The organism is Nocardia cerradoensis NBRC 101014 (assembly GCF_000308535.1).
GTDB lineage: Bacteria > Actinomycetota > Actinomycetes > Mycobacteriales > Mycobacteriaceae > Nocardia > Nocardia cerradoensis.
In genome coordinates, this window is the sequence record NZ_BAFW01000231.1 from 22717 (window position 1) to 36946 (window position 14230).

The window sequence follows — 14230 nt, forward strand, 5'->3', positions numbered from 1 at the left end:
GTGGGCGGTTGAGCAGGTCTTCTCGTGGTATGTCCCGATCATGATCGCGAATTCCGCTGCCGCTCCTCATGTCCTGCGGGAGTACTCGTTCATCGCGGACGGTGAGCGCGGCGCCCTGGTCGGTCCGCGCGGCGACATCTCGTGGATGTGCCTGCCGCGCTGGGACGGAGACGCCGTCTTCGCGAGCCTGCTGGGCGGTTCCGGTCTGTACGCCGTCACGCCGTCGGGTCCGTTCGTCTGGGGCGGCTACTACGAGGACGGCACGCTGATCTGGCGGTCGCGGTGGCTGTCCGGGAGTGCGGTGATCGAATGCCGGGAAGCGTTGGCCTTTCCGGGCGATCGGCATCGGGCCGTGCTGATGCGGCGCGTCGTGGCGGTGCAGGAGGATGCCGAGATCGATGTGGAGTTGCGGCCGGTCGCGCGGTTCGGCGCCGCGCCGATACACCATCCGCGCCGCGCGGACGGAGTGTGGACGGCGCGCGCGGGCGGGCTGCGGATGCGCTGGTCCGGCGCGCCCGGCGCCGAGATCGACGAGGACGGTTCCGGCCGGGGATGGACGGCGCACCTGTCGGTGCCCGCGGGCAGCTACCACGATCTGATCCTGGAAATGTCGGATCACACCCTGCCCGATGATCTACCCGACCCCGATACCTATTGGGAGGCAACGGAAAACGCCTGGCGGCGCGATCGCCCGGATTTCGGTGCCACGGCCGCCCCGCGCGACAGCGCCCACGCGTTCGCGGTGCTGCGCGGGATGACCGCCGATACCGGCGGCATGGTGGCGGCGCCCACCACCAGCCTGCCCGAACGCGCCGACCGGGGCGAGAACTACGACTATCGCTATGTCTGGATCCGCGATCAATGCCTGGCCGGGCAGGCGATCGCGATCGGCGGCCCCCATCCGTTACTCGACGCCGCGGTCGGTTTCACGGCCGCCCGCCTGCTCGACGACGGTCCCACGCTGGCGCCCGCCTACACCATCGACGGGAAGAGTGTGCCGCCGGTGCGCGAGATCGAGCTTCCCGGATATCCGGGCGCGCGGCCCGTCATCGGCAACCGGGTCCGCGGGCAGTTCCAGCTCGACACCTTCGGCGAGGCGTTGTTGTTGTTCGCCGCGGCCGCTCGGCACGATCGACTCGGCGGCGATCACCGCCGCGCGGTCGATATCGTGGTGTCGGCTATCGCGGACAATCATCACCGCCCGGACGCGGGGATCTGGGAGATCGAGAACCGGCTGTGGACCCATTCCCGGCTGATCTGCGCGGCCGGGCTGCGCGCGGTCGCGGCCTGTCCGGACACCGGCGCCGATATCGCGTACTGCAGTTCGCTGGCCGATACGCTGGTCGCCGAGGCCGCCCGCACCGGCGTGCATCCGACCGGCCGCTGGCAGCGCGCCCCCGATCAGCCGGGTGTGGACGCCGCGCTGCTCCTGCCGTTGATCCGCGGTGCGCTACCCGCCGACGATCCGCGCTACGCGGCCACCTTCTTCGCGATCCAGCGGGATCTGACCACCGACTACTGCGTCTACCGCTACCGGCACGACGATCGTCCGCTCGAGATGAGCGAAGGCGCGTTCCTGCTGTGCGGCTTCACCATGGCGATGGCGGCCGCCCAGCTCGACCGCCCGGTGACCGCGATGCGTTTCTTCGAGCGCAATCGCGCGTCGTGCGGGACACCGGGCCTGTTCGCCGAGGAATTCGATGTCCGCCAGCGGCAGTTGCGCGGCAATCTGCCCCAGGCGTTCGTGCACGCGATGCTGCTGGAAGCGTCGCTGCGGCTCGGGCCGCTCGCGCCGGAGCTGCCGTCGGAAGCGGTGGTGCCGACCGATCGCGGCAACTAGGTGATGTCGACGATCGGCAAGCGCAGCGCGCCGGGGGCGTCGGCGGGAACCACGGGCGCTGTGGGGGAGACCGGGGCCAGCCGCCGGTACGGCGCGCCCAGCGCCGGCCGCCGATCCGGCTCACCCTTGTTCGGCCACAGCGCCAGCGCCCGTTCGGCCTGTGCGGTGATGGTCAGCGAGGGATTGACGCCGAGATTCGCCGAAATCGCCGAGCCGTCGACGATGTGCAGGCCCGGATGGCCGTACATGCGCTGATAGGGGTCGACGACGCCGGTCTCCGGGGAATCGCCGATCACGCAGCCGCCGATGAAATGCCCGGTCATCGGGATGCCGAACAGGCTGGTGAAACCGGCGGTCGCGATACCGTCGATTTTGTCGGCCACGCGGTGGGCCACCTCGTGCCCCGCCGGAATCGAGGTCGGATTCGGTTGTCCCTCACCTTGTTTCGTGGTCATCCGGCGGCCGAACAGCCCGCGTTCGGTGTAGGTGGTGAGCGAATTGTCCACCGACTGCATCACCAGCAGGCCGATCATCCGCTCCGACCAGCGGCGCGGATTGTGCACCTTCGCCAGATCGCGGCGGCGCCGCCAGTTCTCGCGCAACCACAGCCGGGTGCGTGAGGTGCTGCCGTCCTCGTCGTACATCACGGTCGTCATCAACGACAGCACATTGCTGCCCTTGCCGTAGCGCACCGGTTCGATATGGGTGTCGGCGTCGGGATGGATCGAGGAGGTGATGGCCACGCCCTTGGTGAAGTCGGTATCGGCTCGCCGGCTCCGGATCGACAGCAGCTCTTCGGAATTCGTGCGCGACAGATAGCCCAGGCGCGCGGAGATGTGCGGCAGCGAGCCGCGGTCGCGCAGCCGGTGCAGTAACCGCTGGGTGCCGAGTGCGGCCGCGGCGAAGATCACCTGTTCGGCGGTGAAGCTGCGGCGTGCCTTGCGAATCCAGCGCCCGGTGCGGACGGTGTCGACGCGGTACCCGCCCGAGGGCAGCGGCACCACATCCACCACGGTGGTGTGCGGATGTACGGCGGCCCCGGCCTTCTCGGCGAGATACAGGTAGTTCTTCACCAGCGTGTTCTTGGCGTTGTGGCGGCATCCGGTCATACATTCACCGCAGTGGGTGCAGGTGCGCCGGGACGGGCCGACGCCGCCGAAATAAGGGTCGGGCACCTCCTGCCCGGCGCGAGTGCCGTTGCCGCCGAACAGGACTCCCACCGGCGTATGCCGGAACGACGCTCCCACACCCAGTTCCTCGGCCACCTCGCGCAGCACCCGGTCCGAGGCCGTGGTGGCCGGATTCGTGGTGACGCCGAGCATGCGTTTGGCCTGGTCGTAGTGCGGCGCCAGTTCGGCGTCCCAGTCGGTGATGTGGGCCCACTGCGGGTCGGCGAAGAATTTCGCGGGCGGTTCGTACAGGGTGTTCGCGTAGACGAGGGAGCCGCCGCCGACACCGGCGCCGCTCATGATGAAGGTGTCCTTCAACAGGGTCAGGCGCTGGATGCCGAAACATCCCAGGCGCGGCGCCCAGAGGAATTGCCGCGCGCGCCAGGAGTTCTTCGCGAACTCGTCGTCGGCGAAGCGCCTTCCGGCCTCGAGGACGCCGACCCGGTAGCCCTTCTCGGTCAGGCGCAGCGCGCTGACACTGCCGCCGAATCCCGACCCGATGACTACCACGTCGTAGTCGAACCCCATCGCCGCGCCCTTTCCCGTTACCGATCGTCCCTCGTACCGTATGGGCGGATCAGGGGGCGGACGCAGAGATCGGCGGCCAGAAAATCAATAGTTCCGGTCACGCCGATAGGCGGCCGGCGTGGTTCCGGTCCAGCGCTTGAAGGCGTGGATGAACGGTGTCGCCTCCGCGTAGCCGAGCCGGATGGCGATGTCGTCGATGGTCAGCGGCGTCCCGGAGAGCATCTCCTGGGCGAGCGCGCGGCGCACCTCGTCGAGCAGCGCCCGATAGCTGGTCCCGGCCTCGGTGAGGCGGCGGCGCAGCGTCCGCACACTCATGTTGAGCTCCCGGGCCACGGCCTCGATCGGCGGCGGGGTGGTGATACCGGTCGCGCCGCTGCCGGGCAGCAGTCGTTCCCGGACCTCGGCCGCGATCCCGGTGCGCGCGCTGCGGCGTTGCACCAGATCCCGGCACTGGGCGATACAGACCGCCCAGGTCTGCTGATTCGCCTGCGGCAGCGGCTGGGCGAGGATCTCCGGTGCGACGGTGAACATGGTGTGCGCGCGCCCGAAGCGCGGCCGCGCGCCGAGCACGGCCTCGAGCCGGTCGGCGTACGGCGGTTCGTCGTAACCGAATTCCATTCGGGCGAAGGAGAAGTCGTGGCCGAGCAGATCGGCCATCACCCGGTGCATGGCGACGATGTCGCGTTCCACCAGGAAGGTCTGCACATCCGGCGGGATGAGCTCGTGGTGAATCCAGGCGATCACATCGTCGCGCCGATACTCGACGATCGGTGTGCAGAAGGCGAATCCGAGCCGGTAGTACCGCATCGCCAGCGAAATCGCCTCGCGCAGAGTGGGACTGGTGACGCAGGCGAAGCCGAAGATGCCGAAGGTACTCAATCGGTACCGCCGCCCGACCTCGACGCCGAGCGCGGGAATCTCGCCGAGTTCGGCGACCAGATTGCGCACCACCGCCAGTTCGGCCTCGGCCGGGATCTGTGCTCCCGGATCGGTGAGTGCGGCCGGTCCGATACCGGATCCGGCGAGCAGCCGCGTCCGGTCCACCCCGTATCCGGCGGCGAATTCGGTCATCACCGCGACGCTGGCGACCCCGCGGGGGAAGTTCCAGGTGCGGACCTCGGGCGCCTCGACGGTGTGCATGGCACCATTATGGCCGGAACTATTGATCAGCTGGGGCGAACGGCCGGGGATAGGGTTGTCGGATGGAGCAGGCGCAGTCCGCCGGCGGCCGGGAAGACCGCGATCGGGAATGGGACCGCGAGGTCCGTGGTGGTGAGACGGAAACCGAACAGCTGGACCGCAATCTGACCAGCTTGATTCAGGAATTGCGAGTGGTGCAGACGGGTGTGCAGCTGCTGACCGGCTTCCTGCTGACGCTGCCGTTCCAGGCCAGGTTCACCGTGATGTCCACGCCGATGCGCGGTCTGTATCTGGCGGTGGTGGCCGCCTCGATCGCGGCGACGGTCTTCCTGATCGCGCCGGTCGCCGCCCACCGCATCCTGTTCCGTCAGCATCGCCTCGGCAGCGTGGTACGCACCGCCCACACGTTCGCGCTGGTCGGGCTGGCGCTGCTCGGCATCGCGCTCACCGGAGTCGCGGTGCTGATCTTCGACACGGTGGCCGGTGCGGTCGCCGCCACCGTCATCGGTGTGTGCTTCGCGGTGCTGTTCCTCCTGACCTGGTTCGCCCATCCGTGGCGGGAGCGCCGGCGCGGTGTCCGGACGCGGTGAGGACGCCCACAGCGGCCCGAAACAGCGGCCGGAGGGCGTTTCGTGCCGGGGTCGCCGGGTATCGCGCCCGATGTCAGTGATTTCGACGCGTTGGAGGTGAATCCCTTGTCGGAGCACGAGAAGGGCGGAGGCCGCGAAGGCCTCGAAGGCGTCGTGGAAGGCGCGAAGGGTAAGGCCAAGGAAGCCGCCGGCCAGGTATTCGGAAAGGACGACCTGCGCGAGGAGGGCAAGGCCCAGCAGAGCCGCGCCGAATCGCAGCGCGAGGCCGCCCAGAAGGAGGCCGAGGCCGAGAAGCACCGCGCGGAAGCCGGTGTGGAGGAGAAGCGGCAGCAGGCTTTCCAAGGCAAGGACGGCTCCTGACGGTGACGTGAGGAACCCGAAAAAGGGTGCCCGGCCGTATCGGCCGGGCACCCTTTCTCTTCGATTACCGGCTCTCTTCGATTACCGGCCCAGCGCGCTGGCGAGTTGTTTCTTGGTCATCTTCGAGCGGCCCTTGATATTGCGTTGGCGCGCTTCGTTGTAGAGCTGATCGCGGGTCGGGCCCTGTGAACCTTTGCCGGACCGCTGGCCACCGCGGCGCTGCGGCGACATATCGTTGGTGGAACTGCGGCTCCCGGTACGGGTTTTGCCCGCCTGCGCACGATTCTTGTTGACCGTGCGCGCGCCGATTTCCTCTGCGCGGCCTTTACTCGCACCCCGTTTCCGGGCCGACGACTTCACATGTTCGTATTGGCGTTCTTCTTTGGCAGACCATTCCTTGGGCATGACTACACCTTTCGGTCGTGTGGATGGACGGTTGGATCCCTAGGTCGGCTGCGGCTCGCAGAGCGCCTGCTGCCGAAGACTTTTCAGCGTGCGCGACAGAATGCGGGATACGTGCATCTGAGAGATCTGCAGTTTCTCGGCGATCTGGTTCTGCGTCTTCGATTCGAAAAAGCGCATGATCAGAATTCTGCGTTCCCGGGTGGGCAGCGCATCGATGAGCGGGCGCACCGCCATCGCGTCCTCGGTCAGTTGGTAGCACTGTTCCTCGGCGCCGAGCTTGTCCATGATCGCGCCGTCGTCGGCGTCGACGACGGCGTCGATGGAATTCGGCTGGTAGGCGTTGCCGGCGATCATGGCCTGCACCACCTGCGGACCGTCGACGTCGAGGGCTTCGGACAACTCGCGGGCGGTCGGCATGCGCCCGAGTTCGTGAGCCAGATGTTCGGTCGTCGGACCGATGCGCAGCCACAATTCCTTGACGGCGCGTGGGACCCGGGTCGACCAGGTGTAGTCGCGGAAGTGACGGCGAACCTCGCCCATCACTGTCGGTACGGCGAAGGAGAGAAAAGAATTTCCTCGTGCCGGATCGAATCGATCGACGGCCAGGACGAGACCGAGCCTCGCCACCTGGTGCAGATCGTCGAACGCCTCGCCGCGGCCGGAGAATTTCCGAGCGATATGCTCGGCCAGCGGCAGGCAGAGTTCGATGATTTCCGCTCGGACCGACTCCCGATGCGGATCGGTATGATCCAGAGCGGCCAGTTTCTCGAACCAGGGTTCGATGTTGTCATAACTGTTGGCACCGTGGCGTGCGGCGGTTTCGGCACGACGGGCGATCGGTTCATGTGTCATTCGAGATACCTCGCTTCCAACTGAATCCGACCCAGACTGGGTACCCGTTGGTGCGGCTCTCAAAAGACGTCGAACGGCGCACGCCGGGATATTCACCCGATTTCCGGGCGATGACCAGGGCGTACGCCGTTCCTGATAATATCCGGCACCGGCCGGAATTTGTGGTTTCAGCCTTCCGGCGTGTTGCCGACCCGCCGGTCGTAGTCCGCTCGGGCGGCTCGATCGACCTCGTCGGTGAATATTCGGTGCACGCCCATGCGGCGGGCGGTGAATTCGCCGAAGGCGCGCGGCGTGAGTTTGTTGAACGCCATCGCCACCCCGGCCAGCCGGGTGACCGTGACCCGTCGGCGCGGGCGTGCGATCAGCCGCACCACCGCCCGGGCGACATCCTCGGGTTCGGCCAGCAGGCCCATCGGCGCCTTGGTGCCGGCGATCAGTTCGGTGCGGGTGAAGGTCGGCAACACCGCCGAGAAGCGCACTCCGCTGCCGCGGCATTCCAGCCGCATGGCCTCGGTGAAGCCGAGAACGGCCTGTTTGCTCGCACAGTAGGTCGCCATACCGGGGGTGGGATTCTCCCCGGCCAGCGACGCGATATTCACGATGTGGCCGCGCCCGCGTGAAAGCATCTGTGGCAGTGCGGCTTTGGTGCCGTTCATGACACCGAGGACGTTGACCTCGAGGATGCGGCGGGTGATGGTGTCGGATTCGTCGGTGAAACGGCCGACGGGCATGATGCCGGCGTTGTTGATCAGAACGTCGACGGGGCCGGCCTCGGTCTCGACCGCCGCGAGGAAGTCGGCGAACGAGCCCGGGTCGGTCACATCGAGCGCCAGGGTGGCCGCGGCGCCGAGCCGCGATCCGGCCTCGGCGACGGCGTCCGCATCGATATCGCCGAGCGCCACCCGCGCACCGGCGTCGCGCAGGTGTTCGGCGATCGAATAGCCGATACCCCGCGCGCCGCCGGTGACGGCGACCACCGTCCCCGGCAGTCTGGTGCTCACCCGCGCCGCCGGTACCGGACGGTGCACGGCTGCTGCAACTGCACCACCATCTTGGAGTGGTCGTTGCGGTAGCTGTCGGAGGGCTGCGCCATCTCGAATTCCCAGTCCCGCAACAGGATCGAGAAGATCGCCTTCAGCTGCATGAGGGCGAACGCCTGGCCGACGCAGCGATGCCGTCCGGCGCCGAACGGGATCCAGGTCCAGCGGTTCACCAGATCCGCCTGGTTGGGATCGACGTAGCGGCCCGGATCGAAGCGGTCGGGCTCGGGGAAGTCCTCCGCGATCCGGTTGGAGACCGCCGGCGTGGTCGCGACCAGATCGCCCGGTGCGATGCTGTGCCCGCACACCTCGAATTCGCCGCGCGCGACGCGCATCAGGATGATCAGCGGCGGATGCAGCCGCAGCGTCTCCTTCAACGTCGCCTCGAGCTGCGGAATCTGGCGCAGCGCATGGAAACTCACATCCTGGCCGTCGGCGTAGAGCTCGTCGAGTTCGCCGACGACCCCGGCCAGCACCTCGGGATTGCGCAGCAGTTCGATGGTCGTCCAGGCCGCGGTGCCGGAGGTGGTGTGGTGACCGGCGAACATCATCGAGATGAAGATGCCGGTGATCTCGCTGGCGGAGAACCGCAACTCGCCCTGTTCGTCGCGGATCGAGACCAGCACGTCGAGCATGTCGCGATCCTCTTTGCCCTGCGGCGGATTCGCGATGCGGCCGTTCATGATCTCCTGGACCAGTTCGACCAGCTTCGCGCGCGCCTCGTCGCGGCGGCGGAAGCTCTCGATCGGCGCGTAGGGGTCGACGTAGCACAGCGCGTCGGTGCCGCGCTCGAGTTCGTGGTACAGGTGCGCGAACCGCTCGTCGAGTTCCTCGCGGAACTTCTTGCCGATCAGACAGGCCGAGGAGGTGTAGATGGTCAGCTCGGCGAAGAACTCGAGCAGGTCGATTTCGCCCTCGTCGCCCCAGCCTTCGAGGATGCGGTGCACCTCGTGCGCGATGGTTTCGGCGTGCCCGCGCATGAAGTCACCGCGCAGGGCCTGGTTGTGCAGCATTTCCTTGCGGCGCTCGGGGCTGGCGTCGAAGACCACGCCGTCACCGAAGATCGGCTTCATGAACGGGTAGGCGGCGCCCTGGTCGAGATCCTCGTCGGCCGCGCGGAAGAAGAATTCGTTCGCCTCGGCGCCCGAGAGCAGGATGACGTCCTTGTCGGCCAGCCGGAATGAGCCCACATCGCCGCACTCGGCGCGCACCCGCCGCATCAGCGCGATCGGATCGGTGCGGAACTCTTCGAGGTGGCCGTGCTCGTGTTCGCCCCCGGAGACCTGCCGCGGCTTGACCAACGTCATGAGAAATCCTTCCGCATTCCCGGATCCATCGGTGATGGACACGTGTCTGGACGGTACTACGGAAGGGTGGGCGAGGCAAGGTCCGGCACTGTTTCGGGCAGTGTCGGACGGGGTGTGCGGGAACGATGTCGGTGCTGGTACTCAGCGCAGGACCGGCGCCGAGCGCACGGTGCTGAGCTGCCGGATGATCGCGGCGGCGTGGTTGTCGAACCGCTCCCGGTCGATGGTGATGTCGCCGATCAGATACGGGCGGTAGCAGTAGGCGAGCGCGCCGAAGATGGCCATCGCGTTGAGCGTCGCGTCGGTCTCGTCGGGAGCCGGGGTGTCGGTGTCGTCGGCGGCGATCACCGACGCGATCGGCCCGGTGATCACGGCGACCAGTTCGCTGCCGCGCCGGGTCAGCGCCGGGGTGGCGATGGACTCGACGAACAGGATGCGCCCGCGCCGGGGGTCCTCGGTGAGGAAATCGGTGAACGCGCGCACCACGTGACCGAACAGCAGATCCCGGTCCTCGGGCGCGTCGGCCAGCGCGGCGAGCAGCCGATCCCGGCACTGTTCGACGGTGTTCTCGAGGACGGTGGTCATCAAATCGTCGAGATTGGCGAAACTCTCGTAGAAATAACGTTCGGTGAGCCCCGCCTGTCGGCATACTCCGCGCATCGAGGTCTCGGCCGCGCCGGCTCCGGCCATGAGCTCGTAGCCGGCCTGCAGCAGCCGTTCGCGACGTGCGGCGATGCGATCGGCCGGTTCGCGCCCACGCCAGGGGCGGCTGCCCGTTTTCGGAGTGTGCGGCGAATCGGCCATGGCGGTGATGCTACCGGGGGGCGGCGACGGGGCGTTTTGTTGACATCGACCGCTGTTGACATCCAGTGATGTCAACATTACGGTCGGAGCATCGCTTCGACCACCCCGCAAGGACGCGCCATGAACACCTCGGTCTACGACGACCAAGCCCACGCGATCAGGGCCCGCGATGTGCGATTCGATTTCGACTCCGTCCCCATGCACTACATTCCGGGCGAGGTCATGGCGACCCACATCATCAACGTGATGCACCTCGTTCTCCCGGAGGGGGAACGCGCGATGGCCGCGGCACTGGCCGAGGCGCTGGCCTACATCGACGACGAGCGGCTGCGCGAAGAGGTTCAGGGCTTCATCGGCCAGGAGAATCAGCACGCCAGCTCGCACGCGCAGGCACGCCGCCATCTGGAGTCGCTCGGGCTCGACGTGGCCCCGATGGTGGAGACGGTGGCCTGGCTGGTCGATCGGATCCTCGGCGATCACGGCCTGACCGGCCGCGCCAAACACGAGTGGCTGTGTGAGCGCCTCGGCCTGTTCGCAGGGATGGAGCACTACACCGCCGTCATCGGCGAATGGCTGCTCACCAACGACGTACTCGAGGCCAAGAACATGCATCCGGCGATGCTGGACCTGATCCGCTGGCACGGCGCGGAAGAGGTCGAACACCGCAGCGTGGTCTACGACGCGTATATGCACGTCGACGGCGGATATCTGCGCAAGGCCCGCACGGCCGTGCTGGCCAGCTCGTCGCTGCTGGTGCTGTTCGTGGTCGCCGGCGGCTATCTGTTCGCCAAGGATCCCGACCCGCGCAAGGGGCGGTTCTGGCCGTTGCAGTTCCTCAGCGCCTCCGCTCGCGGCGTGGTGCCGCGCATGTCGACCTTCCTGACCGAGATTCCGCGCTATCTGCGGCCCGGATTCCATCCCTCCCAGCTCGGCAGTATGGACAACGCGCTGCGGTATCTCGCGCAGTCGCCGGCGGCGCGCGAGGGCCGGCGATGACGGCGGTGGCGTACCCGGTCGCCGCCGACCGGCCGGAGTATCGGCCGTCGCTGCCGCTGCGGGCGGTCGGCGCGGTGTTCGACCTGTATCGCCGCGGCGTCACCACGGAACCGCCGATCGAGGTGCTGTCGCGGCCGAATCCGGTGCGGCGCAGTGGTTTCGAACGTGAGCTGATCGTCGCCCGGCGCGAGACGCAGGCGGGCGACGTGGTGGTGCTGACCCTGGTCGCGCCCTACGGCGGGCAGTTGCCGCGCTGGGTTCCGGGTGCGCACATCGACGTGTTCCTGCCCTCCGGGCGCCAGCGGCAGTATTCGCTCAACGGTGACCCGGCCGATCGCGGGAGCTATCGCATCGCCGTGCGCCATCTGCCCGAGGGCGGCGGTGGATCCGACGAGATCCATCGCGACGTGGCGGTGGGGGACCGGTTGCGCGTGCGCGGGCCGCGCAACGCCTTCGGGTATATCGACGCCCCGCACTACGTCTTCGTGGCCGGCGGTATCGGCATCACCCCCTTGCTGCCGATGGTGGCCGACGCCGAACGGCGCGGAATCGATTGGCGGCTGGTCTATCTCGGCCGCAGCCGGGCGACGATGCCGTTCCTCGACGAACTGTCGGCTCACCGCGGCGGACTGCTCGAGGTCCGGCCCGACGACGAATTCGGTCTCGCCGACCTCGATCTGATTCTGGCCGACGTCCCGCGCGGTACCGCGATCTACGTCTGCGGTCCGCCGCCGCTCATGGCGGCCGCGCTGAGTACCGACGCCGCCCACGAGCCGACCATTTCGGTACACACCGAACGGTTCTCGCCGCTGCCGGTGCAGCGGGGCCGCCCGTTCCGGATCCGGTTGCGGCGCAGCGGTCATACCGTGGACGTCGCCGCCGACGAGTCGGCCCTGGCGGCCATCGGCCGGGTCCTGCCCGACGTCGCCTATTCGTGCCGGCAGGGATTCTGCGGCACGTGCGCGGTGACCGTGCACGCCGGCGCCGTCGACCATCGCGATCGGCGACTGAGTCCCGCCGAACGCGAGACCACCATGCTCACCTGCGTTTCGCGTGCGGCGGGCGACACTCTCGAACTCGACCTGTGAGCACGAGACCGGTTGTTTCGGGCAACGACGCCCGCACCGAAAGGAATTCGACGATGGCAGTATCCGAGAGCGCGCCCGCCGAACACACGCCGATCGCGGTGATCGGCGCCGGAGTCGCCGGAATCGGCCTCGCGGTGTCGTTGCGCGCGGCCGGATTCGAGGACTTCCTGATTCTCGAACGCGCCGGCGATCTCGGTGGCACCTGGCAGGCCAACACCTATCCCGGTTGCGCCTGCGATGTGCCCTCGCATCTCTACTCCTATTCCTTCGCGCCGAATCCCGACTGGTCGCGCACCTACGGACGCCAGCCCGAAATCCTGGGTTATCTGCGCGATGTCGCCGAGCGCCACGATGTGGTGCGGCATATGCGTTTCGGCACCGATGTGGTGCGCGCGCAGTGGGACGAATCGCGGCGGCGGTGGCTCGTGCGCACCGACCGGGGCGTGCTCAGCGCGGATGTGCTGATCTCGGCCGTGGGCCCGTTCAGCGAGGCGAAGATTCCGAATATGCCGGGGCGCGACACCTTCCGCGGCACCCAGTTCCACTCGTTGCACTGGAATCACGAGCACGATCTGACCGGCGAGCGCGTGGCCGTGATCGGCACCGGCGCCTCGGCGGTGCAGTTCATCCCCGAGATCGCGCCGAAGGTGCAGCGGCTCACGGTCTTCCAGCGTTCCGCCCCGTGGATCGTCTCCCGCCTGGATCGGTCCACCCTCGGGGTGGAGCGCGCACTGCTGCGCCGGGTGCCGCTGCTGGGCACGGCGCTGCGGGGCGCCTACTACGCGGGTATCGAGAGCTTCGGACTGGTCGGATTCGTCGACCGTCGCTTCCGCCATCCGTTCCAGGCGCTGTCGGGGATGCAACTGCGCCGCCAGGTCCGCGACCCCGCCCTGCGCCGGAAACTGACGCCGGACTACATGATCGGATGCAAACGCGCGATCTTCTCCGACGCGTACTATCCGGCCCTCACTCGCGACAACGTCGACGTGGTGACGGACTCCATCGCCGAGATCCGCCCCGGATCGATCGTCACCACCGACGGTGCGGAACATCCGGTCGACACCATCGTCTGGGGCACCGGGTTCGGCGCGATCCCGAAACTCTACGACCGGATCGAAGGCGTCGGCGGACTGACCGTGGCCGACCACTACCGTCGCCGGCCCAGCAGTTATCTGGGCGCGGCGATCGCGGGCTTCCCCAATATGTTCCTGACCCTCGGCCCGTTCGGCGCCGCCGGGAACCAGTCCGCGATCTTCATGATCGAATCGCAGATCGCCTACATCGTCGACGCGCTGAAAACCCTGCGCGACAACGATATCGACCGCGTCGAGGTTCGGGCCTCGGTGCAGGACCGGTTCCTCGACGAGATGCGCCGGCGCAGTCGCGATACCGTGTGGCTGGGCGGCGGCTGCGACAGCTACTACACCACCGACAAGGGCGAGAACGCCGGATTGTATCCGAACTGGAGTTTCGAATACCGCCGCCGCGTCGCGAGTTTCGACGCGGACTCCTACCTGCTGTCGCGCCACGTACCGGATCCGACCACCGCAGAGATGAGCAGTATCCGATGATCACAGGACCGTTCGATATGGTGCGCACGCTGCTGGCCCCGGTGCTCGGCGGGGGTGAGCGGCTCGACGTGCGCGACAAGGTCGTGGTGATCACCGGCGGCGCCGCCGGCATCGGCTACGAGCTGGCCCGGCTGCTCTACGACCGCGGCGCCTACGTCGCGCTGTTCGATATCGACGCCGAGGCCGTGCGCGCGAGCGCGGCCGCACTCGGCATCCGGGCGGTCGCGATCACCGTCGACGTGGCCGACCGGGAGGGCGTGCGGCTGGCCGTCGGCCAGGTCCGGGAGAACTTCGGGCGCATCGACGTGGTGGTGGCCAACGCCGGCGTGGTCCCGCGCCCGGCGACCGTGCGGCTGCTCGATCCCGAGGAATTCGACCGGGTGCTGGCGATCAACCTCACCGGCGCCTTCAACACCGTCCAGCCCGCACTCGACGACGTCATCGCGGCGCACGGTCACGTCGTCGTGGTCTCCTCATGTGCCGCGTTCGCCCCCGGAATGGGCGGTTCACCGTACATGGTGAGCAAGGCCGGGGTGGAAC

Annotated in this window: 14 protein-coding genes; 7 read left to right on the forward strand and 7 right to left on the reverse strand. The window is 67.9% G+C overall.

Annotated elements, in window-relative coordinates; translation table 11 throughout:
* Positions 1 to 40 precede the first annotated feature (40 nt).
* Positions 41 to 1840, forward strand: coding sequence for a glycoside hydrolase family 15 protein (locus tag ON23_RS24230; RefSeq protein ID WP_051043246.1), 1800 nt, complete (start codon positions 41 to 43; stop codon positions 1838 to 1840).
* On the opposite strand, the gene ON23_RS24235 is transcribed toward ON23_RS24230, so the two are convergent.
* Positions 1837 to 3537 carry an FAD-dependent oxidoreductase gene (locus ON23_RS24235; protein WP_039780999.1) on the reverse strand — a complete coding sequence of 567 codons (1701 nt, stop codon included), beginning with the start codon at positions 3535 to 3537 and terminating at the stop codon, positions 1837 to 1839. The two genes, ON23_RS24230 and ON23_RS24235, sit on opposite strands and share 4 nt — an antisense overlap.
* Before the next feature lie 84 nt (positions 3538 to 3621).
* A complete protein-coding gene (locus ON23_RS24240) occupies positions 3622 to 4677 on the reverse strand; it encodes an AraC family transcriptional regulator (protein WP_039781000.1) in 1056 nt (351 codons plus the stop codon).
* A gap of 62 nt (positions 4678 to 4739) precedes the next feature.
* Here ON23_RS24240 and ON23_RS24245 point away from each other — a divergent pair, with 62 nt between their 5' ends.
* Positions 4740 to 5267, forward strand: coding sequence for a DUF6328 family protein (locus ON23_RS24245; protein ID WP_039781001.1), 528 nt, complete (start codon positions 4740 to 4742; stop codon positions 5265 to 5267).
* A gap of 105 nt (positions 5268 to 5372) precedes the next feature.
* Positions 5373 to 5627: a microaggregate-binding protein 1 gene (gene mbp1, locus ON23_RS24250; RefSeq protein ID WP_039781017.1), complete on the forward strand. Its 255-nt coding sequence runs from the start codon at positions 5373 to 5375 to the stop codon at positions 5625 to 5627.
* Between the two features lie 81 nt (positions 5628 to 5708).
* Here mbp1 and ON23_RS24255 read toward each other — a convergent pair whose 3' ends face one another.
* From ON23_RS24255 to ON23_RS24275, 5 genes are all read right to left on the reverse strand, one after another.
* Complete coding sequence (locus ON23_RS24255) at positions 5709 to 6032, reverse strand: hypothetical protein (RefSeq protein WP_039781002.1); 324 nt, start codon at positions 6030 to 6032, stop codon at positions 5709 to 5711.
* Between the two features lie 39 nt (positions 6033 to 6071).
* Positions 6072 to 6884 carry an RNA polymerase sigma factor SigF gene (locus tag ON23_RS24260; RefSeq protein ID WP_039781003.1) on the reverse strand — a complete coding sequence of 271 codons (813 nt, stop codon included), beginning with the start codon at positions 6882 to 6884 and terminating at the stop codon, positions 6072 to 6074.
* 167 nt (positions 6885 to 7051) lie between these two features.
* Entirely contained in the window at positions 7052 to 7885 is an 834-nt protein-coding gene (locus ON23_RS24265) for an SDR family oxidoreductase (protein ID WP_039781018.1), read from the reverse strand.
* The gene (gene cyp51 / locus ON23_RS24270; RefSeq protein ID WP_039781019.1) at positions 7882 to 9231 is read right to left on the reverse strand and encodes a lanosterol 14-alpha demethylase; all 1350 of its coding nucleotides are present in this window, start codon (positions 9229 to 9231) and stop codon (positions 7882 to 7884) included. Before cyp51 ends, ON23_RS24265 begins: the two co-directional genes overlap by 4 nt.
* Before the next feature lie 141 nt (positions 9232 to 9372).
* On the reverse strand, positions 9373 to 10035 hold the full coding sequence (locus ON23_RS24275; RefSeq protein WP_039781005.1) for a TetR/AcrR family transcriptional regulator: 663 nt from the start codon (positions 10033 to 10035) through the stop codon (positions 9373 to 9375).
* A gap of 120 nt (positions 10036 to 10155) precedes the next feature.
* Between ON23_RS24275 and ON23_RS24280 the strand changes: the two genes are divergently transcribed.
* From ON23_RS24280 to ON23_RS24295, 4 genes are all read left to right on the forward strand, one after another.
* Positions 10156 to 11031, forward strand: a complete 876-nt coding sequence (locus ON23_RS24280) for a metal-dependent hydrolase (RefSeq protein WP_039781006.1) — start codon at positions 10156 to 10158, stop codon at positions 11029 to 11031.
* The gene (locus tag ON23_RS24285) at positions 11028 to 12119 is read left to right on the forward strand and encodes a PDR/VanB family oxidoreductase (protein ID WP_051043248.1); all 1092 of its coding nucleotides are present in this window, start codon (positions 11028 to 11030) and stop codon (positions 12117 to 12119) included. Before ON23_RS24280 ends, ON23_RS24285 begins: the two co-directional genes overlap by 4 nt.
* A gap of 53 nt (positions 12120 to 12172) precedes the next feature.
* A complete protein-coding gene (locus ON23_RS24290) occupies positions 12173 to 13690 on the forward strand; it encodes a flavin-containing monooxygenase (protein WP_039781008.1) in 1518 nt (505 codons plus the stop codon).
* The coding region (locus tag ON23_RS24295; RefSeq protein ID WP_039781009.1) for an SDR family NAD(P)-dependent oxidoreductase at positions 13687 to 14230 on the forward strand (544 nt) is incomplete at its 3' end. The genes ON23_RS24290 and ON23_RS24295, both read left to right, overlap by 4 nt.